The sequence below is a fragment of the Allobosea sp. WAO genome (assembly GCF_001509835.1).
GTDB lineage: Bacteria > Pseudomonadota > Alphaproteobacteria > Rhizobiales > Beijerinckiaceae > Allobosea.
On record NZ_JXTJ01000008.1, the window covers coordinates 484,405 to 508,008 of the forward strand.

Annotated in this window: 24 protein-coding genes and 1 riboswitch; of the genes, 17 read left to right on the forward strand and 7 right to left on the reverse strand. The window is 67.8% G+C overall.

Annotated elements, in window-relative coordinates; all coding sequences use genetic code 11:
- The first annotated feature begins 61 nt into the window (after nucleotides 1–61).
- From DK26_RS17125 to DK26_RS17150, 6 genes are read left to right on the forward strand one after another with little or no spacing between them, the layout of a single operon-like run.
- Complete coding sequence (locus tag DK26_RS17125; RefSeq protein ID WP_066474999.1) at nucleotides 62–919, forward strand: branched-chain amino acid ABC transporter permease; 858 nt, start codon at nucleotides 62–64, stop codon at nucleotides 917–919.
- Nucleotides 916–1,923 (forward strand): branched-chain amino acid ABC transporter permease, encoded by a 1,008-nt coding sequence (locus DK26_RS17130; RefSeq protein ID WP_066475001.1) that lies wholly within the window; start codon nucleotides 916–918, stop codon nucleotides 1,921–1,923. The genes DK26_RS17125 and DK26_RS17130 overlap by 4 nt, the downstream gene beginning before the upstream one ends.
- On the forward strand, nucleotides 1,920–2,672 hold the full coding sequence (locus DK26_RS17135) for an ABC transporter ATP-binding protein (RefSeq protein WP_066475002.1): 753 nt from the start codon (nucleotides 1,920–1,922) through the stop codon (nucleotides 2,670–2,672). The genes DK26_RS17130 and DK26_RS17135 overlap by 4 nt, the downstream gene beginning before the upstream one ends.
- Nucleotides 2,665–3,390, forward strand: coding sequence for an ABC transporter ATP-binding protein (locus DK26_RS17140; protein ID WP_066475003.1), 726 nt, complete (start codon nucleotides 2,665–2,667; stop codon nucleotides 3,388–3,390). The genes DK26_RS17135 and DK26_RS17140 overlap by 8 nt, the downstream gene beginning before the upstream one ends.
- A gap of 25 nt (nucleotides 3,391–3,415) precedes the next feature.
- The gene (locus DK26_RS17145) at nucleotides 3,416–4,525 is read left to right on the forward strand and encodes a 5-methyltetrahydropteroyltriglutamate--homocysteine S-methyltransferase (RefSeq protein WP_066475004.1); all 1,110 of its coding nucleotides are present in this window, start codon (nucleotides 3,416–3,418) and stop codon (nucleotides 4,523–4,525) included.
- On the forward strand, nucleotides 4,522–5,487 hold the full coding sequence (locus tag DK26_RS17150; protein ID WP_066475005.1) for a catechol 2,3-dioxygenase: 966 nt from the start codon (nucleotides 4,522–4,524) through the stop codon (nucleotides 5,485–5,487). The genes DK26_RS17145 and DK26_RS17150 overlap by 4 nt, the downstream gene beginning before the upstream one ends.
- 16 nt (nucleotides 5,488–5,503) lie before the next feature.
- Here DK26_RS17150 and DK26_RS17155 read toward each other — a convergent pair whose 3' ends face one another.
- The 5 genes from DK26_RS17155 to DK26_RS17175 form a co-directional block, all read right to left on the reverse strand.
- Nucleotides 5,504–6,160: a class I SAM-dependent methyltransferase gene (locus tag DK26_RS17155; RefSeq protein ID WP_066475008.1), complete on the reverse strand. Its 657-nt coding sequence runs from the start codon at nucleotides 6,158–6,160 to the stop codon at nucleotides 5,504–5,506.
- A complete protein-coding gene (locus DK26_RS17160; protein WP_066475011.1) occupies nucleotides 6,157–6,945 on the reverse strand; it encodes an ABC transporter ATP-binding protein in 789 nt (262 codons plus the stop codon). The genes DK26_RS17155 and DK26_RS17160 overlap by 4 nt, the downstream gene beginning before the upstream one ends.
- Nucleotides 6,942–7,979 carry an iron ABC transporter permease gene (locus tag DK26_RS17165; RefSeq protein ID WP_066475012.1) on the reverse strand — a complete coding sequence of 346 codons (1,038 nt, stop codon included), beginning with the start codon at nucleotides 7,977–7,979 and terminating at the stop codon, nucleotides 6,942–6,944. Before DK26_RS17165 ends, DK26_RS17160 begins: the two co-directional genes overlap by 4 nt.
- Nucleotides 7,976–9,001, reverse strand: a complete 1,026-nt coding sequence (locus DK26_RS17170; RefSeq protein ID WP_066475014.1) for an ABC transporter substrate-binding protein — start codon at nucleotides 8,999–9,001, stop codon at nucleotides 7,976–7,978. Before DK26_RS17170 ends, DK26_RS17165 begins: the two co-directional genes overlap by 4 nt.
- Before the next feature lie 273 nt (nucleotides 9,002–9,274).
- A riboswitch (cobalamin riboswitch) is annotated at nucleotides 9,275–9,487 on the reverse strand.
- Nucleotides 9,488–9,506: 19 nt separating this feature from the next.
- Complete coding sequence (locus DK26_RS17175) at nucleotides 9,507–10,415, reverse strand: LysR family transcriptional regulator (RefSeq protein WP_066475015.1); 909 nt, start codon at nucleotides 10,413–10,415, stop codon at nucleotides 9,507–9,509.
- A 159-nt stretch (nucleotides 10,416–10,574) separates the two neighbouring features.
- Here DK26_RS17175 and DK26_RS17180 point away from each other — a divergent pair, with 159 nt between their 5' ends.
- From DK26_RS17180 to DK26_RS17225, 10 genes are all read left to right on the forward strand, one after another.
- On the forward strand, nucleotides 10,575–11,732 hold the full coding sequence (locus DK26_RS17180) for an FAD-binding oxidoreductase (RefSeq protein WP_066475017.1): 1,158 nt from the start codon (nucleotides 10,575–10,577) through the stop codon (nucleotides 11,730–11,732).
- Nucleotides 11,729–11,992 (forward strand): 2Fe-2S iron-sulfur cluster-binding protein, encoded by a 264-nt coding sequence (locus DK26_RS17185; RefSeq protein WP_066475019.1) that lies wholly within the window; start codon nucleotides 11,729–11,731, stop codon nucleotides 11,990–11,992. Before DK26_RS17180 ends, DK26_RS17185 begins: the two co-directional genes overlap by 4 nt.
- A gap of 7 nt (nucleotides 11,993–11,999) precedes the next feature.
- The gene (locus tag DK26_RS17190; RefSeq protein ID WP_066475021.1) at nucleotides 12,000–13,286 is read left to right on the forward strand and encodes an FAD-dependent oxidoreductase; all 1,287 of its coding nucleotides are present in this window, start codon (nucleotides 12,000–12,002) and stop codon (nucleotides 13,284–13,286) included.
- 4 nt (nucleotides 13,287–13,290) lie between these two features.
- On the forward strand, nucleotides 13,291–14,694 hold the full coding sequence (locus DK26_RS17195) for an aldehyde dehydrogenase family protein (protein ID WP_066475028.1): 1,404 nt from the start codon (nucleotides 13,291–13,293) through the stop codon (nucleotides 14,692–14,694).
- A gap of 20 nt (nucleotides 14,695–14,714) precedes the next feature.
- On the forward strand, nucleotides 14,715–15,623 hold the full coding sequence (dapA, locus tag DK26_RS17200; protein WP_066475029.1) for a 4-hydroxy-tetrahydrodipicolinate synthase: 909 nt from the start codon (nucleotides 14,715–14,717) through the stop codon (nucleotides 15,621–15,623).
- Nucleotides 15,624–15,750: 127 nt separating this feature from the next.
- Nucleotides 15,751–16,578, forward strand: coding sequence for a transporter substrate-binding domain-containing protein (locus DK26_RS17205; RefSeq protein WP_248310005.1), 828 nt, complete (start codon nucleotides 15,751–15,753; stop codon nucleotides 16,576–16,578).
- Nucleotides 16,579–16,628: 50 nt separating this feature from the next.
- On the forward strand, nucleotides 16,629–17,291 hold the full coding sequence (locus DK26_RS17210) for an amino acid ABC transporter permease (RefSeq protein WP_066475030.1): 663 nt from the start codon (nucleotides 16,629–16,631) through the stop codon (nucleotides 17,289–17,291).
- Between the two features lie 12 nt (nucleotides 17,292–17,303).
- Entirely contained in the window at nucleotides 17,304–18,107 is an 804-nt protein-coding gene (locus tag DK26_RS17215; protein WP_083533289.1) for an amino acid ABC transporter ATP-binding protein, read from the forward strand.
- Nucleotides 18,100–19,248 (forward strand): saccharopine dehydrogenase NADP-binding domain-containing protein, encoded by a 1,149-nt coding sequence (locus tag DK26_RS17220; RefSeq protein WP_066475031.1) that lies wholly within the window; start codon nucleotides 18,100–18,102, stop codon nucleotides 19,246–19,248. The genes DK26_RS17215 and DK26_RS17220 overlap by 8 nt, the downstream gene beginning before the upstream one ends.
- Nucleotides 19,245–19,982 (forward strand): aspartate/glutamate racemase family protein, encoded by a 738-nt coding sequence (locus DK26_RS17225; protein WP_066475033.1) that lies wholly within the window; start codon nucleotides 19,245–19,247, stop codon nucleotides 19,980–19,982. The genes DK26_RS17220 and DK26_RS17225 overlap by 4 nt, the downstream gene beginning before the upstream one ends.
- Nucleotides 19,983–20,019: 37 nt before the next feature.
- Here the strand turns inward: DK26_RS17225 and DK26_RS17230 are convergent, their stop codons facing one another.
- Nucleotides 20,020–21,558: a sulfatase-like hydrolase/transferase gene (locus tag DK26_RS17230; RefSeq protein ID WP_083533291.1), complete on the reverse strand. Its 1,539-nt coding sequence runs from the start codon at nucleotides 21,556–21,558 to the stop codon at nucleotides 20,020–20,022.
- An 8-nt stretch (nucleotides 21,559–21,566) separates the two neighbouring features.
- Nucleotides 21,567–22,562, reverse strand: coding sequence for a tripartite tricarboxylate transporter substrate binding protein (locus DK26_RS17235; protein ID WP_066475035.1), 996 nt, complete (start codon nucleotides 22,560–22,562; stop codon nucleotides 21,567–21,569).
- Nucleotides 22,563–22,682: 120 nt separating this feature from the next.
- Here DK26_RS17235 and DK26_RS17240 point away from each other — a divergent pair, with 120 nt between their 5' ends.
- On the forward strand, nucleotides 22,683–23,576 hold the full coding sequence (locus DK26_RS17240; RefSeq protein WP_066475043.1) for a LysR family transcriptional regulator: 894 nt from the start codon (nucleotides 22,683–22,685) through the stop codon (nucleotides 23,574–23,576).
- Nucleotides 23,577–23,604: the final 28 nt, after the last annotated feature.

Here is a 23,604-nt window from a genome sequence, read left to right on the forward strand (position 1 = left end):
CGCCTGCAAGTGAACGCCTGCAAGTGACGGCAGCGGGCCAGGCCCGAGCGGAACGAAACGCATGTTGACCATCCTGTTCGATGGCATCGCCTATGGGATGGTGCTTTTCGTCCTCGGCTGCGGGCTTTCCGTGACGATGGGGTTGATGAACTTCGTCAACCTCGCCCACGGCGCCTTCGCCATGCTCGGCGGCTATGTCGCCGTGCTGGCGATGCAGCGGCTCGGCCTGCCCTTTCTGGCGAGCCTGCCACTCGCCTTCCTGTCCGCGGCCCTGGTCGGGATCGTGCTCGAGCGCCTGATCTATCGGCCGATGTACGCCAAGAGCCATCTCGATCAGGTGATGTTCTCGATCGGCCTCGTCTTCATGGCGGTCGCCGGCACGGACTGGCTGATGGGCTCGACCCAGCAGTTCATCCGCCTGCCGGCTTGGCTGCAGGGGCGCTTTGAGATCGCCGGCATCGGCATTGGCCGCTACCGGCTCTTCGTCATCGCGATCTGCGGGCTGCTCGCCATCTCCCTGCAATGGGGCTTCACCCGCACCCGCTTCGGCAGCCGCCTGCGCGCGGCGGTGGACGATGCGCGGGTCGCGCGCGGGCTCGGCATTCCCGTCAACCGGCTCTTCGCGCTCACCTTCGCGCTCGGCTGCGGGCTTGCCGGTCTAGGCGGCGCGCTCGGCATCGAACTGATGGGGCTCGATCCGACCTTTCCGCTGAAGTTCATGATCTACTTCCTGATCGTCGTCACGGTCGGCGGCACCTCCAGCATCACCGGGCCGTTCTTCGCGGCGATGCTGCTCGGCGTCGCCGATGTCGTCGGCAAGTATCTCGTGCCGCAGGTCGGTGCCTTCATCATCTATGCGCTGATGGTCGTGCTGCTGATCACCCGGCCGCATGGCCTGTTCGCGAGGGCCCGGGCATGAGGGCCGAGAGCTTCGACGCCAGGGTCCGGCAGGCGCTCTATGCCAACCGGCGCTGGCATCCGGCCGAGATCGGCTTCTGGATCCTTGCCTTTGCGGCCTATCTGCTGTTCCCGAGCCATCTGCTGCTGCTCAACGAGATCGCGATCCTGGCGCTGTTCGCGCTCTCGCTCGACCTGATCCTCGGCTATGCCGGCATCGTCTCGCTGGGCCATGCCGCCTTCCTCGGCATGGGTGCCTATGCGGCGGGGCTTCTGGCCAAGCACGTCACCGGCGATCCGTTCGCGGGCCTTGCCTGCGGCATGGCGGCCGCCGGGTTGGTCGGCCTCCTCACAAGCCCGCTGGTCCTGCGCGGCAGCGATCTCACCCGGCTGATGGTGACGCTCGGCGTAGCGCTGATCCTCTACGAGCTGGCGAATTCCTTCGGCTCGCTGACGGGCGGCGCCGACGGGCTGCAGGGCGTGATGATGAAGCCGGTGCTCGGCCAGTTCGAGTTCGATATCTTCGGCCGCACCGCCTATCTCTATTCGCTGAGCGTCCTCTTCCTGCTGTTCCTGATCGCGAGGCGGGTGGTGCACTCGCCCGTCGGGCTCTCGCTGCGTGCGGTCCGCGACAACCCGCTGCGCGCTTCGGCCTCGGGCGTGCCGAACGGGCGGCGCCTCGCCGCGGCCTACACCCTGGCGGCAGCCTATGCCGGTGCGGCCGGGGCGCTGCTCGCCCAGACCACGCAGTTCGTCTCGCTCGACGTGCTCGACTTCCATCGCTCGGCCGATCTGATGCTGGTGCTGATCATCGGCGGCGCTGGCTATCTCTATGGCGGGCTCATCGGCGCCATCGCCTTCAAGCTGCTGCAGGACGCGATCGCGAGCTTCACCCCGCAATACTGGATGTTCTGGATCGGGCTCTTCCTCGTGCTCTTCGTGCTCGGCGGCCGCGAGATCATCCATAGCGCCGTGAAGACCGTGGCTGGCCGCTTCGCCCGTCTCGGGCGGGGAGGGGCGCGATGAGCGTCGCTCTGCAAACCTTCGACCTCTGCAAGAGTTTCGGCGGCATCACCGCGACCGACCATGTCGACTTCACGCTCGAAAAGGGCGCCCGACACGCCCTGATCGGCCCGAACGGCGCCGGCAAGACCACCTTCGTCAACCAGCTCACTGGCGTGCTCAAGCCGAGCTCCGGGTGCATCACGCTGATGGGCGAGGACATCACGAAGCTGACGCGCGAGGCGCGGGTGCAGCGCGGCCTCGCGCGCACCTTCCAGATCAACCAGCTCTTCGCGACGATGACGCCGCTGGAGATGGTCGCGCTCGTCACCTCCGAGCGGCTCGGTCGCGGTAGCCAGCCCTTCCGCGCGCTCGACCTCGATGCGGAACTGGTCGAGCAGACCGCAGAAATCCTGACCCGCTTCCGGCTCGATGATATGATGGACCGCACCATCGCGACGCTGCCCTATGGCAAGCAGCGCCAGATCGAGATCGCCGCCGCCTTCGCGGCGCGGCCGACGGTCCTGCTGCTCGACGAGCCGGCGGCTGGCGTGCCCGAGGCCGAGCGTCGCGAACTGATGCAGACGGTCGCCGAGCTGCCGGACGATGTTTCAGTGCTGTTGATCGAGCACGACATGGATCTCGTCTTCCGCTTCGCGACGCGCATCACCGTTCTGGTCAACGGGCGCGTGCTGGCAGAGGGAACGCCGGAGGAGATGGCACGCGATCCGGCCGTGCGCGCGGCCTATCTCGGCGAGAGCACCCATGTCTGACGCAGCACCGTCCGAACTCTTGAGGATCGAGAAGCTGAGCGCCGGCTATGGCGAGGCGCAGGTCCTGTTCGACATCGACCTTTGCCTTGCCGAAGGCCGCTCGCTCGCGCTGCTCGGCCGCAACGGGGTCGGCAAGACGACCTTGGTCAACAGCATCATCGGCGTGACGCGCCGGCGCGGCGGGCGGATCGTGCTGGCGGGGCGCGATCTCTCCACAGCGTCCCCCGAGCAGCGGGCCCATGCCGGCATTGGCTGGGTGCCGCAGGAGCGCAACATCTTCAAGTCGCTGACGGTGCTGGAGAACCTGACAGCGGTGGCGCTGCCCGGGCCGTGGGATGCTGCCCGCGTCTTCCGCCTGTTTCCGCGTCTCGCGGAGCGCAAAACCAATCTCGGCAACCAGCTTTCCGGCGGCGAGCAGCAGATGCTGGCGATCGGCCGGGCCCTGATGCTCAATCCGAAGCTGCTCCTGCTCGACGAGCCGACCGAGGGGCTCGCCCCGATCATCGTCGAGGAGTTGCTCGGCACGCTGAAAGCGCTGTTCCGGGAGGAGGGGCTTTCCGCGATCGTGATCGAGCAGCATGCGCGCAAGATCCTCGAACTGACCGACGACGCCATCGTGCTCGAACGCGGCCGCGTCGTCCTTGCCGAACGCAGCGCGACGCTCATCGCCGAGCCCGAGCGCCTCGAACATCATCTCGGCCTCGCCGCCGCAGCATGAGCATCAAGAACCGGGAGGAAACGTCATGACCCAGAGGAAGAAGCCGCCTTTCCGGGGCGACATGGTCGGAAGCCTGCTGCGCAGCGCGCCCGTCAAGGACGCCCGGGCCAAGCACGCGGCCGGCGAGATGAGCCAGGCCGATCTGACGGGGATCGAGGACGAGGAGATCAGGAAGCTCGTCAGGAAGCAGGAGGAGATCGGCCTGCAGGCGGTGACGGACGGCGAATATCGCCGCGCCTTCTGGCATTTCGACTTCCTAGATGGCCTAACCGGCGTCACCACCTACGAGACCGATGCGGGCATCCAGTTCAAGGGCGTCGCGACCAAGGGGCACGGCATCCGCGTCACCGGCAAGCTCGACTTTCCGGCCGACCATCCGCATCTCGCCCATTTCAAGTTCCTGGCGTCGGTGACCAGCCGCGTGCCGAAGATGACGATTCCGAGCCCGTCCATGCTGCATTACCGCGGCGGGCGGAAGGCGATCGACCCGAGCGCCTATCTCAAGATGGAGGACTATTACGACGACCTCGGCAAGGCCTACGCCAAGGCGATCAAGGCCTTCTACGATGCCGGTTGCCGCTATCTCCAGCTCGACGACACCAGCCTGTCCTATTTCTGCGATCCCGATCAGCGCAAGATGCTGGCTGAGCGCGGCGACGATCCGGACAAGCTGATCTTCGTCTACCGCGACGTGCTCAATGCCGCGCTCAAGGCCAAGCCGGCCGACATGCAGATTACCACCCACACCTGCCGCGGCAACTTCAAGTCGACCTTCATCGCCTCGGGAGGCTACGAGCCGGTGGCCGACATGGTCTTCAACCAGATCGACGTCGACGGCTACTTCATGGAGTGGGACGACGACCGCTCCGGCGGCTTCGAGCCGCTGCGTTTCCTGCCGAAGGGCGACAAGCAGGTCGTACTCGGCCTCGTCACCTCCAAGTTCGGCGCGATCGAGAGCAAGGACAATCTCAAGCGCCGGATCGAGGAGGCCGCGAAATACGCGCCGCTGGAACAGCTCTGCCTGTCGCCGCAATGCGGCTTCGCCTCGACCGAGGAGGGCAATGTCCTGGCCGAGGACGAGCAATGGGCCAAGCTCTCGCGCATCCTCGAAGTCGCCAGGGAGGTCTGGGGATGAGCAGCGAACCCTGCTTCGACATCGCCCATCTCGCGCATGTCGAGCTTCTCACCGACAAGCCGGCCGAGAGCCTCGACTTCTTCGTCAACGTCTACGGGCTGACCGAGAGCGGGCGCGAGGGGGACAGCGTCTTCCTGCGCGCCTGGGACGATTACGAGTTCCATACGCTGAAGCTGACGGCGGCGAAGACCACCGGCATCGGTCATGTCGCCTATCGTGCCACCAGCGAACAGGCGCTGCAGCGACGCGTCGAGGCGATCGAGGCGATGGGCTGTGGCATCGGCTGGGTCGACGGCGATCTCGGCCATGGCCGGGCCTATCGTTTCCGCGATCCCGACGACCATGTCTTCGAGATCTATTTCGATACCAACAAATATGTCGCCCCGCCGCACGAGCGCCCGGCGCTCAAGAACCAGCCGCAGCGCAATCACGGCCGCGGCTGCGCGGTCCGCCGGCTCGACCATCTCAATCTGCTGGCCAGCGACGTCGCGGCGATCCGCGACTTCCTGCCGAAGGCGCTGGGCAGCCGCGTCACCGAGCAGATCGTGCTCGATTCCGGCGAGGTCGGCGGCTGCTGGTTCACCGTCAACAACAAGAGCTACGACATCGCCTACACCCGCGACCACACGGGCAGCCTGGGACGCTTCCATCACGTCACCTATGCGGTCGACCAGCGCGAGCATGTGCTGGAAGCGGCCGACATCTTCCTAGAGAACGGCGTCTACATCGAGACCGGTCCGCACAAGCACGCGGTGCAGCAGACCTTCTTCCTCTATGTCTACGAACCGGCCGGCAACCGCGTCGAGATCGCCAATGCCGGCGCGCGCCTGATCCTCGATCCGGATTGGCAGACCGTCACCTGGACCGAGGAAGAGCGGAAGAAGGGCCAGGCCTGGGGCCTGAAGACCATCGAGAGCTTCCACACCCATGGCACGCCGCCGGTGCCGGCAGCGGGCCACTGAGGGCAGGGCCCGGCACTCAGGCCCGGATGGCCGAGAGCACGAACATCGGCACATCGCCCGGATAGGGCGAGGCCGGGAACAGATGCTGCCAGGACGTGGCCGGCCCGAAGCCGGCCGCGTCCAGCATCTGCCGCGCCTTGTCCTCGGTCAGCCCATCATGCAGCGGCAGGCGGGCGGCGACATCGGCCGGATAGGTCGAGCGGTATTGCGGCGCAACCGACCACAGGCCGTCTGACACCACGATCCGTCCGCCCGGGCGCAGGATGGCGTGGGCCTTGCGCAGCGCCGCCATCGGCTCCTCGAGCGTCCACAGCACATTGCGCAGCGTCACGATATCGGCCGATCCCGGCGCGATCGCCGCGTCCTGCAGCGTCTCGGCGACGAAGTCGACGGCGAGGCCCTGCGCTTCACCAGCGGCCCGTGCCACGGCGAGCATGCCGTCCGCTCCGTCATAGGCGCGCACGCGATGGCCGAGCGCGGCCGCGACCAGTGCGCAGGCGCCCGTGCCGGTGCCGAGATCGACGACGTCGACGGGGCGCTCGGTAGCGAACGCTGCTTCCAGCACCTCCCGCCAGAGCGTGGACTGGGCGACCTGCGAGGCGACGCCGTCGAATTTCGGCGCGCGCGCAGTCCAGTAGCCGGTGACGGCATGCTGCACATCTGAGGCGGTCATGGCGCAGCATCTCCATAGCAGTCGGGGTCGACGAGGTATTCGATATGACGTCGGCCGGAGGCGCTCGCGCCGATCCTGACCGCGACGCCGAAGACCCGTTTGATCGTCTCCTCGGTCAGCACGGTCTCGGGCGTGCCGGAAGCGACCAGCCGGCCTTCATGCAGGAGCGCGATCTCGTCGCAGAACAGCGCCGCGAGGTTGAGATCGTGCAGCGCGACGATGCAGGTCACGCCGAGCCGGCGGACCAGCGTCAAGATCGAAAGCTGGTGCTGGATGTCGAGATGATTGGTCGGCTCGTCGAGGATGAGCTCGCTCGGCGTCTGCGCCAAAGCACGCGCGATATGGACGCGCTGCCGCTCTCCGCCGGAGAGCGTGTGCCAGTGCTGGTCGTGCCGCTCGCTCATGCCGACACGCGCCAGCGCGGCATCGACCGCCTGCTCGTCCGCCGCGTTCCAGGAGGCGAGGGCGCCGCGATGCGGGGTGCGGCCGAGGCGGACGACGTCGCAGACCGAAAGCTGGATCTCGGTCGTCGCCTGCTGCTCGACGAAGGCGAGGCGGCGGGCGAGCTCGCGCCGAGAAACCTCGCCGATATCGCGGCCATCGAGCTCGACCACGCCGGAGGAGACCTTGCGCAAGCGGCAGAGCAGCCGCAGCAGGCTCGACTTGCCGGAGCCGTTCGGCCCGATCAGGCCGAGGATCTTGCCGGGCGCGGCTTCGAGCGTCACGCCGCCGACGATCATGCGCCCGGAGGCGCCCCAGGAAACATCGCGAGCCGAGAGCGTCATGCCGGCCGCCTGGCGCGATAGAGGATGATCGCGAAGGCGGGCGCGCCGACCAGGGCGGTGACGACGCCGATCGGCAGGATCTGCTGCGGCACCAGGATGCGCGAGAGGATGTCGGCCAGGATCATGAAGATCGCGCCGATGACGAGGCAGACCGGCAGCAGGCGGGCATGGCCGGGGCCGACCAGGAAACGGGCCGCGTGCGGGATGACGAGGCCGACAAAGCCGATCGTGCCGACGATGCTGACCATGGTCGCCGTCATCACCGCGGTCACGGCGAAGAGGACGATGCGCACGCGCGTCACCGCGACGCCGAGCGAGGCCGCGGCATCGGCCCCGAAGGCGAAGGCGTCGAGCGCCTTGGCGTGGAGCATGCAGATCGCGAAGCCGGCGAGCGCGACCGGAGTCGCGACGAAGACGTCCGGCCAGCGCACGCCGCCGAAATTGCCGAGCAGCCAGAACATCACGCCACGCGCCTGCTCGGCGCTGGCGAGCGTCGTGACGATCGTCGCCGTGGCGGCGTTGAAGAGCTGCGAGCCGGCGACTCCGGCGAGGATGACGCGGTCGCTCGCGCCTCCAGCGCCGGCGGCCAGCAGCGCGACGATCAGCAGCGCCGCGACCGAGCCGAGGAAGGCGCCGCCGGAGACGGTCAGCGCGGCGCCGCCGAAACCGAGGATCATCACTGCCACCGCGCCCGTCGAGGCGCCGGCCGAGATGCCGAGAATATAGGGCTCGGCCAGCGGGTTGCGCAGCAGCGCCTGCAGGATCGCGCCCGACAGCGCGAGCGCGCCGCCGCACAGCCCGGCCAGCAGCGCCCGGCTCAGGCGGTAATCGAAGATCACGCCCTGCTGGATCGCGCTGACCGGATAGCCGAGATCGAACAGCCCGTTTCCGAGCGCCTGGAAGGCGGTCGCCAGCGGTATCCGCATCTCGCCGATGGTCACGGCGAGCGCGATGGCGAAGACCAGCGCGGCGAGCGCCGCCAGCGCGATGCCGATCCGCGCCGGCCAGTTCGGCTGGACGGGGTGGTGGCTCACCGCGCCAGGCCGAAGCGCTCGATGCCGCGCGCCAGAGCCTCGATGCCGTCGACGGTGTCGAGCCCGGCACGCGTCGCGCCGACATCCATCACCACGATCCTGTCCTGCTTGACCGCGTCGAGCTTGCTCGCCACCGGATCGGTCTTCAGGAAGTTGAGTTTTAGGTCGATATCGTCGGCGGGAAAGCGCCGGCGGTCCATCTTGACCACGACGATCACCGCGGGGTTCGCGGCCGCGATGCTCTCCCAGCCGACCAGCGGCCATTCCTCATTGGTGGTGATGACGTTGCGGGCGCCGAGCTTCGACAGGATATAGGCCGGGACGCCGTTCTTGCCGGCGATGAAGGCATCGCCCTTGATGTCCTTGCTGGAGAACCAGACGGCGACGGGCACGTCCCGCGCCTTCATCCCGGCGACCGACTGGACCGCCTTCTCCTCGCGTGCCTTCAGCTCGGCGATGAGGGTCTCGGCGCGGTCGGCGACGTCGAAGATCGCACCGAATTCGCGGATGTTGCGATAGACCAGCTCCATCGAGAACATCTGGGTGCGCACGCCGTCGCCGGGGCCGGAATTGTCCTTGCCGACGCAGTCGGTCGGCGAGACATAGGTCGGCACCTTGACCTTGGCGAACTGGTCGCGCTTCCCGACAATGCCGTTCGGCCCGATATGCCATTCGAACATCGCGGTGATGAGGTCGGGCTCCTGGGCGACGACCGCCTCGAAGCTCGGATCATTGTCGGCAAGCCGCTTCACCTTGGCGTTCACCGCCTCATACGGCTTCGCGACCGGGCTGAACCAGACGGCGGTACCGACGACGCGATCGCCGAGGCCGAGCGCATAGAGGATTTCGGTCTGTGTCTGGCCGACGGCGACCACGCGCTTCGGCGCCTGGGTGAAGGTGATGGTCTCCCTGCAGTTCTCCAGCGTCAGCGGATATTGCGTCGGCGCGGCCTGCGCGCCGGAAGCGAGGCACAGGCCGGCGACGAGGGCCAGCGGGAGCGAAAAGCGCTGGGCGATATGCATGAAACCCTTCGAAGGCGGGAGAGAACGGCCGGCGCCGCAGCATGAGCCAAGCCGGCGCGACTTGAGTTGATATGTAATGTTATAACAAAACTGATAGAAGGCTGCACCGCGACCTGTCAAGCTGGTGCGAGCAAAGGCGCCGGCGGCGCTCGTAAAGATGGGCATCTGGATTCATCGCTCCCCGAGATGAAGGCGGGAAGCAGGCGATTGCGACGGAGCGGCAGGATTGTTGTGCCGCGCTTGTCCGCAACCCTCCGGAGCACCCCGCCCGAAAGACCTTCCGATGATCAGGGCAGGTCTCCTGGCTCGCGGGTCGATGCTGGTTCCGCCCGGCCTTCCCGGCGCCGGAGCGCCAGTGGACGATGGGTGGAGAGCTCGCCGCTTACAGTTGCGGGGGCAGCCTCGGCCTCGGCGCGAAGCGCCTCACCGAATTCCCTCTTAGCTCCAGGCCGTGACGCCTAGAGAACCATGATCGGCTGCGACCATAGATGGGCAAGGAATGGCGTCAAGCGGCCGGAAGCTGCGGGCCGGGTGCCGTCGGCATCAGGTTGCCGCAGAGCTGGCGCAACGTGACCACATAAGGGTTGCGGGCGAGGAAGCTCGCCTCGCCGAAATAGATCGGGATCTCCGGCAATTCAGCGATTTCGAGCCCGGCGATGCTGGTCTCGCTGCCGTCCAGGCACCAAGCCGGGATGATCGCGAAGCCGATCCCGGCCTCGACGCAGCGCTTCACGCTTGAGCTGCCGGAGGTCGAGATCGCGATCTCCATCTCCGACCCGTCGGGGCGCAGATAGTCGATGGCGAGGTTGCGCAGCAATTGGCCGGGCTCATAGGTCACGAACGGGCGCCCCTGCGCCCATTCCCGGGTCTTGCCCGGCGCCGGCGCCGCGCCCCAGGCGGTCGGGAAGACCAGCGCCGGCCGATAGGTGCAGACCAGGTGCTGCGGCACGTTCGGGTCGCCGAAGTAGCGCTCGGTGATGCACAGATCGAGGCTGCCATCCTTGATCATCTCGGGCAGGGCGGTGTCGCGCTCATAGGCGAGGATCTCGACCTGCGGGAAGAGCTCGCGGAAGCGGGCGAGGATCGGCGGCAGCAGATAGTAGAAGATCGCCTGCGGCAGGCCGATGCGCAGCACCGGCCGCTCCTTGTCGAGCGTGCGGTCGAGCCGCGCCAGCACCGTGTCGAGCTCCGGCAGCAGGAGCTTGTAAAGGCTGCGGCCGCGCGGCGTCAGCGTAACCGTCTTGGCGCCCTGCTCGGACAGGACGAGGCGCTCCTCCAGAACCTGCTCGAGCCGGCGGACATGGTTCGCGGCCGACTGGTAGCTCATCCCCAGCTTGCGCGCCGCAGCCGAATAGGAGCCGTCGCGCGCGACGATGAAGAAGGTCTGGATCAGCGTCAGATTGGCTTCGCGCATGGTTCGTTCCGCGGCGGGGAGCCTCACTCTTATCCATAGGCGGCCCGGTTCCGCCACTTGCAAACAATGGTGCAAGTCGGGGCGGATCATTTGGATCGACCCGAAAGGCGAAGCGAACGAGGTTCGCGCATCGCTTTTCAGGACGCCCCGTCGCCTCGCATGGCCCGCTCTCTCTCCCTCCATGTCGCCGTGGTCGGCGCCGGAATCGTCGGCGCTGCCGCCGCGCATTTCCTGGCGGCGGCCGGGGCGCGGGTGACGCTGCTCGACGCTTCCGGCCCAGCCGCCGGCGCGACGGGGGCTTCGGATGGCGCGGTCTCTGTCGCGAGCAAGAAGCCCGGGCCGATGATGGACCTCGCCCGTCATGCCCGTGCCTTCTATGGCAGCTGCGAGGCCGATGGATTGCTGCGCGGCCTGTTCCACCGCCGCTCGACCTTCCTCGTCGCCCGCACACCGCTCGAAGCCGAGCTCGTCGCCGAGCACGGCGCCGATCTCGCCGCCGCCGGCGAGCGCGTGCTCGATGTCGACCGGCCGACGCTGCTCAACCGCATTCCCGGTCTCGGCGACGGCGTCTGCTTCGCGCTCGAAATTCCCGATGACGGGCATGCGCTCGGCTACGAGATCACCCAGCGCCTGCTGCAGAGGAGCAGCGTCACGGTTCGGCGCAACGCACCCGTCTCCGAGATCGTCATGCGGGCCGGTCGGGCCGTCGGCGTCGCGGTCCGGGGCGAGATGCTGGCGGCCGATGCCGTGCTGGTCGCCGCCGGGATCGGCTCGGTCGGCCTGCTCGGGCTCGGCGATATCCTGATCCCGCGCAAGGGCCAGATGGTCGTGACCGACCGCGCCGCCGCCGGCCGACCGGCGATCGACGGCCATCTGATGGCGGCCTCCTACCTCGCCGCCAAGCGCGGCATCGTCCGCGACAACGCCCATATCGGCCTCGTCATCGATCCCTTGGTTACCGGCCAGTTCCTGATCGGCGGCAGCCGCGAGGACCATCGCTCCGACCAGACGACCGACGCCGTGACGATTTCGGCGATCCTGCGGGATGCGCTCGATCTCTATCCGCCGCTGCGCGAGCGCCGCGTGCTGCGGACCTTTGCCGGCGTCCGCACCGCCTCGCGCGACGGCCTGCCGATCATCGGCCCGCATCCACATCTCGGCGGCGTCACGGTCGCAACCGGCTTCGAGGGCGACGGCATCTGCCTCGGCCCGTTCATGGGCGCCTGCGCCGCCCGGATGATCCTCGGCGAGGCGCCGGGCGTCGATCTCTCCCTGCTCGCACCGCAGCGCTTCGCCGCCGTCGAGGCTCTGGCATGAACCCCTGCTTCTACTGGATCGACCGCCCGGTCTCCTTCCGGCCGGGCGAGACCATCGCCGCCGCATTGCTGCGCGCCGGCATCGCCGATCTCGGGCCTGAGGGCGGAGCTGTGCGCGGGCGCGTGTTCTGTGGCATCGGCGCCTGCCAGGCCTGTGTCGTCGCGGTCGCGGGCGAGGGCGCTGTCGAGGCCTGCCTGACGCCGGCGCGTTCGGGAATGCGCCTCGCTCCGCCGCCCAGCCTCGGACTGCGCCATGAGTGAGCTGGCCATGACTGAGCTGCCCATCCTTGTCGTCGGAGGCGGGCCTGCGGGCGTCGCTGCGGCCGTAACCCTGGCGGAAGCCGGTCTGCGGGTGCTGCTGATCGAGCAGCGCGATCGGCTCGGTGGCGCCATCCATCGTCAGCCGGCTCCCGGTGCGCCGCAGGTCTGGAGAGGCCCGGCACGGCACCGGCGCAACTGGACCGAGCTGACCTCCCGGCTGGAACGGGCCGCGGCACGGATCGAGCTGCGGACATCCAGCGTTTTCCTCGGGATAGATGGCGCAGGGCGGTTCCTGTTCGAGGATCGCCGGGCTGGCCGCGTCTTTGCGCGCCGCGTCCGGGCAGCGATCGTCGCGGTGGGCGCGGTCGAGAGGATCCGCCCGTTCGAGGGTTGGGAACTGCCGGGCGTGACGAGCGCCGGTGGCGCCCAGGTCCTGCTCAAGGAGACCGGCAGACCGCCGGAAGGCCCGATCGTCGTCGCGGGAACCGGCCCGCTGCTGCTCGCCGTCGCGGCGCAGCTCGCCCGCGCCGGCAACCCGCCGTTGGCGGTGCTGGAGCGCGGAAATCCCTGGCGTCGGCCGAAGACACTGGCCGGCCTTGCGACTGCTGGGCCGCAGCTCACCGAAGCGGCCGCCTACGCGACGACGCTCGCCTGGAAGCGCGTGCCCTATCGAACTGCCAGCGAGGTGCTCGGCGTCAGCGAGGTAGGACAGGGGCTCGCCATCCGCGTCCGGCTCGGCAAGATCGAGCGCCTGCTGCAGGCGCGCCATCTGCTGGTCCATGACGGGCTCGAACCGAACCGTGCCGGTATACCCCTGCCGGCTCCCGGGGCAGAGATTCCCGTGCTGCTCGCCGGAGACGGACGCGAGATTCTCGGTGCCGATGCCGCCATTCTCGATGGCCGGCGCGCCGCCGCCGCAGTGCTCGCGAGCCTCGGGCAAGCTGCTCCCGTTGCACCGCTCGAAGCTGCGCTCGGCAAGGCGCGTGCTTTCCAGCGCGATCTTGCCGAAGCGCTGCGCAGTCCGTCCACGCTCCCGACGCCGGAAACGATGATCTGCCGCTGCGAGGGGCGCCGCTACGCGGATTTCACCGCGCTGCCGGCCGACGCCTCGGCCCGGGAAATCCGGCTGATGGGGCGCTTCGGGCTCGGTGCCTGCCAGGGGCGCTTCTGCGGCCCGATGCTCGCTGAACTGCGTGGCGAGGCACTGCCCTCGGCTTCGCCGCCGCGCTGGCCGCTACGACCGGTTTCTCTCGCCGCGCTCGCCAATTTCTCGATGGATCAAACGGAGACCTAGAGCCGTGAATGGCACTCTCGCAAAATCGTTCAGAAGCAGCGCCCGGCCGACGATCGACGTCTTCAACCCCTTTTCCGGCGTGAGTGTCGGCAAAGTCGACGCCGCCGACGAGGTCGCTGTCGCCGATGCGCTGCGGGCTGCCCGCAAGGCCTGGCGCGCCTTCCGCTTCAGCACGCCGGCAGAGCGCAAGGGCCTGCTTCATCGCCTCGCCGAGCTGCTCGCCGAGGATGCCGAAGGGATGGCGCAGATCATCTGTGCCGAGGTCGGCAAGACGATCACCGAGGCGCGCAACGAGGTCCGCCGCGCCCAGAACACGCTGCGCCTCAGCGGCGACGCGATCACCGTCCTGCATGGCGAGGTTCTGCCGACCGCGATCGTGGCGGGCGCTCCGAGCAAGCTCGCGGCGATCACCTATGAGCCGGCCGGCATCGTCGGCGCGATCACGCCGTTCAACTATCCGCTCAACCTGCTCTGCCACAAGCTCGGCCCCGCGATCGCCGCCGGCAATGCGGTCGTCGCCAAGCCGTCGCCGAAGGCTCCGCTCGCGGCCGAGCGCCTCGGCGAGCTCGCGGCCAAGGCGGGCTTCCCGCAGGGGTTGTTCAGCGTCGTCCATGGCGGCGCCGAGGTCGCGGCGATGATCGCCAGCGGCGATATCGATCTCCTCAGCTTCACCGGCGGGCCGGCCGCGGGCCTCGCGCTCAAGAACGCCTCGGGTCTGGTGCGCTGCCTGATGGAGCTCGGCGGCAACGACCCACTGATCGTGATGCCGGATGCCGATCTCGACCGTGCCGCGCAGACGGCGATCGAGCACCGCTTCGAGATCGCCGGCCAGAGCTGCGCCGCGGTGAAGCGCCTCTATCTGCATGAGGCGATCCGGGACACGATGATCGAGCGCATCGCGGCGCGGATCGGGGATGTCCGCACCGGCGATCCCGCCGATGCAGCGACCGTGATGGGCACCGTCATCGACGAGCCGGCGGCGGCGGAGGTCGAGCGGCGGGTCAAGCTCGCTGTCGCGCAGGGCGCTAGGATCGTCGCCGGCGGGCGCCGCCGTGGAACGGTGTTTGCACCGACCCTGCTCGACGATGTTCCGGCGGAAGCCGAGCTCGTTCGCAGCGAGACCTTCGGCCCGGTGCTGGCGGTGCGGCGCTTCAGCGATCCCGGCCAGGTGATCGGCGAGGTCAGCGACAGCCCCTACGGGCTGCAGGCCGGCGTCTTCACCAATGACCATGCGCTGGTGAAGCGCTTCTCGCGTGAACTGCGGGTCGGCGGCGTGATGATCAACGAAGGCCCGGATTTCCGCGCCGAGAACGTCCCCTTCGGCGGCATCAAGTCCAGCGGGCTCGGCCGCGAAGGCATCCACATGACCTTGCGCGAAATGAGCGAGACCAAGGTCGTCATCGACTGAGTGAGATGGAAGAGAGAGCCATGATCGATTCAGAGCTGCGCCGGCGCCTCACCGGCGTCTTCACCGCCCTCGTCACCCCGTTCCGCGACGGCGCGGTCGATGTCCCCGCCTTCGAGCGCCTGATCGCCGCCCAGCTCGCTGCCGGCATCGCCGGCCTGGTGCCGGTCGGGACCACGGGCGAGGCCGCGACCCTCTCCGAGGCGGAGGCCGACGAGGTCATCCGCATCACGGTCGCCGCCGCCAACGGCCGTGCCTTCGTCATGGCCGGCACCGGCTCGAACGCGACCGCCCTTGCCGTCGCCAAGGCGAAGCGCGCGGAGGCGCTCGGGGTCGACGGCATCCTCGTCGTCACCCCCTATTACAACAAGCCCTCGCAGGACGGCCTTCTCGACCATTTCGCCGCCATTGCGGAAGCGGTGACCGTCCCGATCATGCTCTACAGCGTGCCGGGACGGACCGGCGTCGAGATCGCGCCGGCGACGGCCGCGCGGCTGGCGAAGGCCTATCCGCATATCGTCGGGATCAAGGAAGCCGGCGGCAGGACCGAACGGATCACCGAGCTGCGGCGGGCGCTCGGCGAGGATTTCGTCATCCATTCCGGCGATGACGGCCTGACCTTGCCGTTCCTCGCTGTCGGCGCCGATGGCGTCACCAGCGTCGCCTCGAACCTGCTGCCGCGCGAGGTCGTGGCGCTGTGCGCTGCCTGGTACAGGGGAGAGGTGCGCGAAGCGCGCCGTCTCCATCAGGCGCTGTTCGATGTCACCGGCCATCTCTTCATCGAGAGCAACCCGGTGCCGGTCAAGACAGCGCTGGCCCGCAGCGGCGCGATCTCGGCCGAGGTGCGCGCGCCACTCGCGCCGCTCCGGCCCGAGAACCTGAAAGCGCTCGAAGCCAGCCTGGCCGCCTTCGAAGGCACCAGGAACATATAAGAAAACCGGTAGGCGAGCGGCCTACTCTCGCATTGTTTGCAGAGGTGCCTTCCTTAGGCTCCTCCGATAACCCGGCAAGCCGGGGGCAAGACCGAAGATCATCGGCAAGGGAACGGAGGCAATTGTCGTGAAGAAGATCATCAGTGCCATTTTTGCGGCCGGCCTGGGGCTGGCGGCATTCCAGTCGCCGGTTCAGGCGCAGGACAGCATCGAATCCGTACGTTCGCGCGGCGTGCTGCGTATCCCCGGCATCATCAACGAGGATCCCTACTTCAACAAGGATCCGCGTACCGGCGAATGGCGCGGCTTCGCCATCGAGATGGCGCGCGACATCGCCAAGACGCTCGGCGTCAAGCTGGAAGTGGTCGAGTCGAGCTGGCCGAACTCGATCCTCGACGTGCAGAGCGGCAAGGTCGACCTCGCCCTTGGCGTGACCGCGACGCCGCAGCGCGCCATGTCCGTCGCCTTCTCGGCGCCGACCTATTTCAACAGCTTCGTCATCGTCTCGCCGAAGCCGGAGCTCTCCAAGCTCAGCTGGGCCGAACTCAACGATCCCAAATACACCTTCGCGGTCGATCTTGGCTCCTCGCAGGACCTGATCGCCCAGCAATACCTGCCCAAGGCCAAGATGCTGCGCTTCAAGACGCGCGACGAGGCGATCGTGGCTGTGGTCAGCGGCAAGGCCGACGGCCTCGTCAACACCATGCTCAACGGGCTGGTGATGACAAAGAAGGCGAACGGCATCGGCAAGGTGATGGTGCCGAGCCCGGTGCTCTCGACGCCTTCGGTCGTCGCGCTGAACTGGAAGGGCGACGAGAAGTGGCGCTCCTTCATCTCGGCCTGGGCCGAGTACAACCGCCGGATCGGCAACAACCAGACCTGGATCGTCAACAGCCTCGCGCCCTTCGGCATCACGCTCGACGACATGCCGGAAGGCTTTGGCTTCGGCGGTTGAAGCATAGGGCGGCCCGAAAAGGGCCGCCCTCCAAGGAAGGCTAGCAAGACATGTATACTTGGAGCTTCGCCCCGATCATCCAGGCCAGCGATCTCTTCCTGTGGGGGGCGTGGATCACCGTCGTCTACACGGTGGGCTCGATCGCGATCGGCCTGGTCCTCGGTCTCGCCGTCTGCTTCGCCAGGCTCTCGGGCATCGGGCCGCTGAACTGGTTCGCGCAAGGCTTCCAGGAGCTGTTTCGCTGCACGCCCCTGCTGGTCCAGCTGCTCTGGATCTATTACGCGCTGCCGCTGCTGCTCGGCTTCGACATGCCCAATTGGGCTGCGGCGCTGCTGACGCTCTCGCTCTATGCGGCGGCATTCTATGCCGAGGTCTTCCGCGGTGGCATAGTCTCGATCGACAAGGGGCAGTTCGAGGCCGGCGCGGCGATCGGCATGTCCGGCTGGCAGGTGATGCGGCGCATCATACTGCCCCAGGCGATCCGCCGGATGATGCCGGCCTTCATCAACCAGTCGGTCACCCAGTTCAAGAACACCTCGCTGGTCTCGGTGATCTCGGTCGCGGACCTGACCTACATGGCCAGCATCGTCAACGGGCAGACCTATCGGCCGCTCGAATCCTACACGGTCGTCGCAGTGCTCTACTTCGTCATTCTCTTCCCGATGATGAAGTTCGCCGACTACATCGAATACCGCATGCGCCGCGGCAACTGAGCGAGAGCGCCCATGACCTCCGTTTCACTCGCATCCGCTTCCTCGGTTTCACCCCAGAGCGCCTCCGACATCGTGCTCGAGGCACGCGGCATCACCAAATGTTTCGGGGCACTGACCGTGCTCCACGGCATCGACCTCGCCCTCAAGGCCGGCGAGGTGGTCTCGATCATCGGGCCGTCAGGCTCCGGCAAGTCGACCTTCATCCGTTGCATGAACATGCTGGAGAAGCCGGACGCCGGCGAGATCCTCTTCCGCAACCGCCGCGTCGGCGAGAAGCACCGCGGCAGCGGCGAGATGCTCGGGCAGGGCGAATTGCGCCGCCATGTCGGCATGGTCTTCCAGCACTTCAACCTGTTCCCGCATATGAGCGTGCTGGAGAACGTCATCGAGGGCCCGGTGATCGTGCAGCGCAAGTCGCGCGCCGAGGCGGTCGAGATCGCGATGGACTACATCGCCAAGGTCGGCCTCGCCGAGAAGCGCGATGCCCGGCCGGACCAGCTCTCCGGCGGCCAGAAGCAGCGCGTCGCCATCGCCCGAGCACTCGCCATGCAGCCTGATGCGCTGCTGCTAGACGAAGTCACCAGCGCGCTGGATCCGGAGCTCGTCGGCGAGGTGCTCGGCGTGGTCCGCGATCTCGCCAATCAGGGCATGACCATGGTCATCGTCACCCACGAAATCTCCTTCGCCGCCGACGTCTCCGACCGGGTCGTGTTCATGGAGAATGGCCGCATCGTGGCGCAAGGCTTGCCCGAAACCATCCTGAGACGCCCCGACAATGAGCGCCTCAAGGCGTTCCTCGCGCGCTTCCATGGCTGAGCCCGTGCGACAGGTCGAACATCCCTTCAGGGTCATCATCGTCGGAGCCGGCCGGGTCGGTTCGGCACTAGCACTGATCCTGAGGGAGGCACCGGAGTTCGAGGTCATTCTCGTCGATCCGACCGAGCCCGCCCGCCGCAGGAGCGAGGAACTCGGCCTGGCACTGGCTGAGATCGATCCCGGCAATAGCGCCCAGCTAGACCGGCTCCTGGGGCAGTCGCAAGCGGTGGTCGCAGCCCTGCCGGCCTCGGCGACGCCGATGGTCGCCGCCGCCGCGCGCCGCAGCGGCATTCATTATCTTGATCTCGGTGACGATACCGCGGGGCTCGACGCTGTCCGTAGCGAGGCCCGCTCGGCTGCCGGCTGCTTCGTCCCGCAATGCGGCATCGCGCCCGGGCTCGTCTCCCAGCTGGTGCTCGATCTGGTCTCCCGGACCTCGGCGAAGGCGGAGGTCGATGTCCGCATCGGCACCTTGCCGCGCGAGCCGGCCAATCGGCTCGGCTACGGTCTGACCTGGGACGTCGATGCCCTGCTGCGCGAATACATCCAGCCCTCGACGGCGCTGGTCGATGGTGCGCGCGCCAACCTGCCGGCCCTGAGCGATCTCGGCCGCCTGCGCCTCTGCGGGCACGACTATGAGGACTTCGTTTCCGGCAATATCCCGGCGAGCCTGTGCGCGCGCCTGGAAGGCCAGGTCGCCCGGTTGACCTCGCGCACGATCCGCTATCCCGGCCATCTCGACTATATGCGCTTCCTGCTCGACGACCTGAAACTGCGCGGCAGGACCGATTTGCTGCGCAACCTTTTCCTCAACGCGCTGCCGGAGATCGTCGACGATCGCCTGCTCATCTCGATCAGCGCGACCTCCCGGCAGAATGGGCGCTCGGTCGAGGAGCAATTTACCCGCGAGGTTTTCCCGGCGCAGATCGGCGGCAGCACGGTCAGCGCGATGCGCCGCACTGCCGCCGCGCATGTCGCGGCGGTGCTCGATCTCCTGCGTACCGGTGTGATCGGCGCGCCGGGCCTTTGCGCGCAGGAAGAAGTTCCGTTCTTCGCACTGAGCGCCAACCGCTTCCTCTCCTGGTTCTTCGCGGCTAGTGCGGAGGAGGGCGGCCTGACCAACCCGAGGAGCGCGGCATGACGAACGGCACGGACATATCGCGCGCGCAGGCGGGTACTGTCGGCGATCTCGGCATCGGCATCCTGATGCTCGACACGCATTTCCGGCGGCTTCCGGGCGACATCGGCAATGCCAGGAGCTGGTCCACCCCGGTGCAGTTCCGCGTCGTGCGCGGTGCCGACCCGGCCGCGATCGTGCATGGTCGGCCGGGTGATTTCCTGCAGCCCTTCATCGATGCGGCGCTCGATCTCGTCGCCTGTGGCGTGCGCGGCATCACCACGAGCTGCGGCTTCCTCGCCCTGCTGCAGAAGGAACTCGCGGCGGCGCTGCCCGTACCGGTTGCGACCAGCAGCCTGCTGCAGGCGCCGCTGATCGAGGCGATGCTGCCGGCCGGCCAGCAGGTCGGCATCCTGACCTTCGCGCCCGAGGCCTTGAGCGCGCGCCATCTTTCTGCCGTCGGCGTACGGACGGATACGCCGATCGAGGGCCTGGCACCGGACAGCCTGTTCCGCCAGGTTTATGGCGCCAAGGGCGGCGTCTCCGATTTCGCGACGCTGGAGCAGGAGGTGGTCGCGGCCGCCCAAGCCTTGGTCGAGAAACACCCGAATGTCGGTGCGATCCTGTGCGAATGTACCAATCTGCCGCCGCATTCGGCCGCCATCGCCAGGGCGACCGGTCGCCCCGTCTTCGACATCATCGGCTTCGTCGACTGGTTCGCCCGCAGCCTGATGCCGCGGGCCTATTCGAGGGACTGAAGGGCGGGCTGGCCGGCGAGGCTCGCCCGCGCAGCAATCAGCCCGAGCCGACCGCCTTGGCCGGATCGGTCGGCGGGATCGGCGGATAATGCAGGCCGCGCTGGCCGGAGAGGCCGCGGTTGGGCGCCATGACGAGCTCGGGCTCGGCCATGCCGACAAGTTCGCCATTGCGCAGCCAGGCTTCGTCCTCGCCGTAGAGCCTTGCCGCCAGCGCCTTACCGAGGCGTGCCCTGATTTCGGCGTGGCCGGGATCGCCGGCTAGATCGGCCATTTCCTGCGGGTCCTCGTCGAGATCGAAGAGCTGGACATGATTGCCGGCCGGGTACCAGATCAGCTTGTAGCGGCCGTCATTCACCATGCGGGTCGCCTTCGCCCCTTCGAGCGATTCCCCGTAGAGGATGTCGCGGCGCTGCTCGCCGACCATCGAGAGGCCTTCGCAGCTCTCCGGAATCGGCAGGCCGCAGAGATCGAGCAGGGTCGGCATGATGTCCTGCAGCCCGACGAGGCGGCGATCGGTGACGCCGGTCCCGACGCGGCTGTCCCCGGCCGCTCCCGAGAGCAGCATCGGCACGCCGGCCGAGGCCTCGTACATCAGCCGCTTGGCATAAAGGCCGTTGTCGCCGAGCATGTCGCCATGGTCGCCGCAGATCAGGATGATCGTGTCGTCGAGCAGGCCTTCCTCGCGCAGCGTCCCGATCAGGATCCGCAGCTGGTGGTCGATATGGGTGCAGAGCGCATAGACCGCGCGGCGCATGTCGGCGAGCTGCGCCGGCGGAAGTTGCTCCCAGTAATTGTGCGCGACGCGCACCGCATAGGGCAGCGCCGCCGGGTCCCTGGCCCAGTCCGCCATCAGCGGCGCGTCGACATCGCGCGCCCGGTAGCGCTCGAAATAGCTCGCCAGCGGCACGATCGGCGGGTGCGGATGGGTATAGGAGACGTGCCAGAAGCCCGGCCTCGTCGGGTCGCGCCGCTTGATCGTGCGCGCCGCCGCGAAGGTTATCCAGTTGGTGACGTGCAGCTCTTCCGGCAGATGCCAGGTCCGCCAGCTGTACTCGTTGTTGCTCATGCCGTGCATGAACTGCTGGCCGGGCTGGCCCTTGTCGGTCAGGAACAGCTCGTAATCGTCCATGCCGCCGAGATGGCCGCGGCCTTCCTCGGCGAGCAGAACCTCCTCGAAGCCGATCCGGTCCCGTTGCGGATATACATGGAGCTTGCCGATCGCAGCCGTCTGGTAGCCGGCATCGCGGAAGGAGCGCGCCAGCGTCGGCATCCCCTCGGGCATCGGCAGCGCCGGCTGGAAGACCCGGTCGCCATGGCCGCGCGGGCTCGTGCCCGTCATCATCGAGCGCCGGGCCGGAATGCAGATCGGGCATTCGGCATAGGCGTTGGTGAAGCGCGTGCCGGTGCGGGCGATCTGGTCGAGCGTCGGCGTCTCCACCGTCGGGTGGCCGGCGATGCCGAGCAGGCGAGCCGGCCATTGATCGACCGTGACGAACAGCACATGGCGGTCGCCAGGCGGGGAGGACACTGCTCCCGCTGCTGGATTGCCAGCCTGATCGCCGGAGACGCGCTGCATGGGCCTGCTCAGTTCGCCTTGGCGCCGGAGATGCGGACGAGTTCCGCGATCTTGCCGGTCTCGGCCTTGATGAAGTCGCCGAAGGCGGCGGAGGTGCCGCCGACCAGCTCGATATTGAGCGCCGCCATGCGCTCGCGCACCGTGGGATCGGCGACGATCTTGTTGAGCTCGGCATTCAGCCGCTCGACCACGGCCGGCGGCGTGCCGGCCGGCACGAAGACGCCATGCCAGGAGGCGAACTCATAGCCGGGGACGCCGGCCTCGGCGACGGTCGGAACGTCAGGCATGGCGGCCGAGCGCTTCGCTCCGGTCACGGCGAGCGCGCGCAGCGTGCCTTCGCGCGCCATCGGCACGGCCGTACCGTCGATCATCGCGGTGACATGGCCGGCGATGACGTCGTTGATCGCCGGGGCCGAGCCGCGATAGGGCACATGCGTCGCCTTGATGCCGGTCTTCTCCTTCAGCAACTCGAAGGCGAGTTGCTGCGGCGTGCCGACGCCGGCCGAGGCATAGGTGACCTTCTCCGGATTGGCCTTGGCATCGGCGAGCAGCGCCGCCAAATCCTTGGCCGGGTTCTTGGGATTGATCACCAGCAGCAGCGAGACCGAGGTGAGCCGCATCACCGGGGTGAAATCGGTGAGCGGGTTGTAGGGCAGCTTGTCCTGCAAGGCCGGGGTGATCGCATGGGTCGCGATGTCGCCGATCAGCAGGGTATGGCCGTCCGGCTCCGAGCGCGCCGCATCGGTCGCACCGATAGCGCCGGCGGCGCCGGGCTTGTTGTCGATGACGATCGGCTGGCCGAGCGCCTCGCTCAGCTTCGGCCCGATCAGCCGCCCGAGAAGGTCGACATTGCCGCCGGCCGGGTAGGGCACGACGATCCGCATGGTTTTGCTCGGCCAGGCGGTCTGCGCCTTAGCGGAAGCCGAGAACAGGGCCGGCGTGATCACCAGCGCCGCCGACAGGCCCAGCAGGCGAGGCAGCCTGCTCTTGTGCGTCACGCTCATTCCGGAAACCTCCCACCCGCGGCGTCTCTGGTTGCGCCGACATCGGTTCGAAAACTGAGCCAATAGCAAGTCATCGAGAAATTAGTTTTGCTTATTAGTCTCGAGCTCTAGTTTCGGCTCATGGACCAGAGACTGCTCAGCTTTTTCGTGACCCTCGCCGAGGAGCTGCATTTCGTGCGGGCGGCGGAGCGGCTCGGTGTGACCCAGCCGGCTCTCAGCCAGCAGATCGCCAAGCTGGAGGAAACGCTGGCGGTCAAGCTGTTCGAGCGCACCAAGCGCCGGGTCGCGCTGACCGATGCCGGCCGGAACTTCCAGGACGACGCGCTGGCGATCCTGCGCCAGCTCGATCTGGCGGTGGCGGGCGCCCGCCGTGCCGCGGAGGGACAGATCGGTCGCCTCACCATCGGCTTCGTCGAAGCCTGTCCCTTCAATATCCTGCCGGTGCTGGTTTCCCGGCTCAGCCGGGAGCTGCCGGAGGTCTCGCTCATCCTGCAGGAGATGGTCACCAAGGAGCAGATCGAGGCGCTGCGTTCCGGCCGCATCGATGTCGGACTGCTCCGGCCGATGTTCAGCGAGCCCGGCCTCGGCACGCTGCCCCTGTTCCGCGAGAGCTACATGGTGGCGCTGCCGGCCGGCCACCGGCTGACGCAAGCGGCGGCAGTGCCGCTCACCGCGCTGCGCGAGGAGCGCTTCATCATGACGCCGCCAGGCAAGCGTCGGTACGTCGAAGGCCGTTTTCGCGCCGCCTTCCGCCGCGCCGGCTTCGAGCCGCAGGTGGCGCAGGAGGTCCACCAGATCCATACCATGATTGGTCTGGTCGCCGGAGGCATCGGCGTCGCGCTGGTGCCGCAATCGGTGTCGCGGCTCAATCTGGAGAATGTCGTCTACCGGCCGCTGAAAGGGCTGGATTCGACGGTCTCCGAATTGGTCGCCGCCTGGCCGCTCGACCGCGAGACACCGGTGCTCCGGCGTTTCGTCGCGATCGCGCGCTCGATCGCAGCCGGCGAAGCCTAGCTTTCGCTGTGCCATGCGAATGGGCCTA

Excerpts from the sequence above, each read along its gene's own strand:
- DK26_RS17125 (WP_066474999.1), top strand. The coding sequence starts at position 62 with ATGTTGACCATCCTGTTCGATGGCATCGCCTATGGGATGGTGCTTTTC.
- DK26_RS17130 (WP_066475001.1), top strand. The coding sequence starts at position 916 with ATGAGGGCCGAGAGCTTCGACGCCAGGGTCCGGCAGGCGCTCTATGCC.
- DK26_RS17135 (WP_066475002.1), top strand. The coding sequence starts at position 1,920 with ATGAGCGTCGCTCTGCAAACCTTCGACCTCTGCAAGAGTTTCGGCGGC.
- DK26_RS17140 (WP_066475003.1), top strand. The coding sequence starts at position 2,665 with ATGTCTGACGCAGCACCGTCCGAACTCTTGAGGATCGAGAAGCTGAGC.
- DK26_RS17145 (WP_066475004.1), top strand. The coding sequence starts at position 3,416 with ATGACCCAGAGGAAGAAGCCGCCTTTCCGGGGCGACATGGTCGGAAGC.
- DK26_RS17150 (WP_066475005.1), top strand. The coding sequence starts at position 4,522 with ATGAGCAGCGAACCCTGCTTCGACATCGCCCATCTCGCGCATGTCGAG.
- DK26_RS17155 (WP_066475008.1), bottom strand. The coding sequence starts at position 6,160 with ATGACCGCCTCAGATGTGCAGCATGCCGTCACCGGCTACTGGACTGCG.
- DK26_RS17160 (WP_066475011.1), bottom strand. The coding sequence starts at position 6,945 with ATGACGCTCTCGGCTCGCGATGTTTCCTGGGGCGCCTCCGGGCGCATG.
- DK26_RS17170 (WP_066475014.1), bottom strand. The coding sequence starts at position 9,001 with ATGCATATCGCCCAGCGCTTTTCGCTCCCGCTGGCCCTCGTCGCCGGC.
- DK26_RS17175 (WP_066475015.1), bottom strand. The coding sequence starts at position 10,415 with ATGCGCGAAGCCAATCTGACGCTGATCCAGACCTTCTTCATCGTCGCG.
- DK26_RS17180 (WP_066475017.1), top strand. The coding sequence starts at position 10,575 with ATGGCCCGCTCTCTCTCCCTCCATGTCGCCGTGGTCGGCGCCGGAATC.
- DK26_RS17185 (WP_066475019.1), top strand. The coding sequence starts at position 11,729 with ATGAACCCCTGCTTCTACTGGATCGACCGCCCGGTCTCCTTCCGGCCG.
- DK26_RS17190 (WP_066475021.1), top strand. The coding sequence starts at position 12,000 with ATGACTGAGCTGCCCATCCTTGTCGTCGGAGGCGGGCCTGCGGGCGTC.
- dapA (WP_066475029.1), top strand. The coding sequence starts at position 14,715 with ATGATCGATTCAGAGCTGCGCCGGCGCCTCACCGGCGTCTTCACCGCC.
- DK26_RS17210 (WP_066475030.1), top strand. The coding sequence starts at position 16,629 with ATGTATACTTGGAGCTTCGCCCCGATCATCCAGGCCAGCGATCTCTTC.
- DK26_RS17215 (WP_083533289.1), top strand. The coding sequence starts at position 17,304 with ATGACCTCCGTTTCACTCGCATCCGCTTCCTCGGTTTCACCCCAGAGC.
- DK26_RS17220 (WP_066475031.1), top strand. The coding sequence starts at position 18,100 with ATGGCTGAGCCCGTGCGACAGGTCGAACATCCCTTCAGGGTCATCATC.
- DK26_RS17225 (WP_066475033.1), top strand. The coding sequence starts at position 19,245 with ATGACGAACGGCACGGACATATCGCGCGCGCAGGCGGGTACTGTCGGC.
- DK26_RS17230 (WP_083533291.1), bottom strand. The coding sequence starts at position 21,558 with ATGCAGCGCGTCTCCGGCGATCAGGCTGGCAATCCAGCAGCGGGAGCA.
- DK26_RS17235 (WP_066475035.1), bottom strand. The coding sequence starts at position 22,562 with ATGAGCGTGACGCACAAGAGCAGGCTGCCTCGCCTGCTGGGCCTGTCG.
- DK26_RS17240 (WP_066475043.1), top strand. The coding sequence starts at position 22,683 with ATGGACCAGAGACTGCTCAGCTTTTTCGTGACCCTCGCCGAGGAGCTG.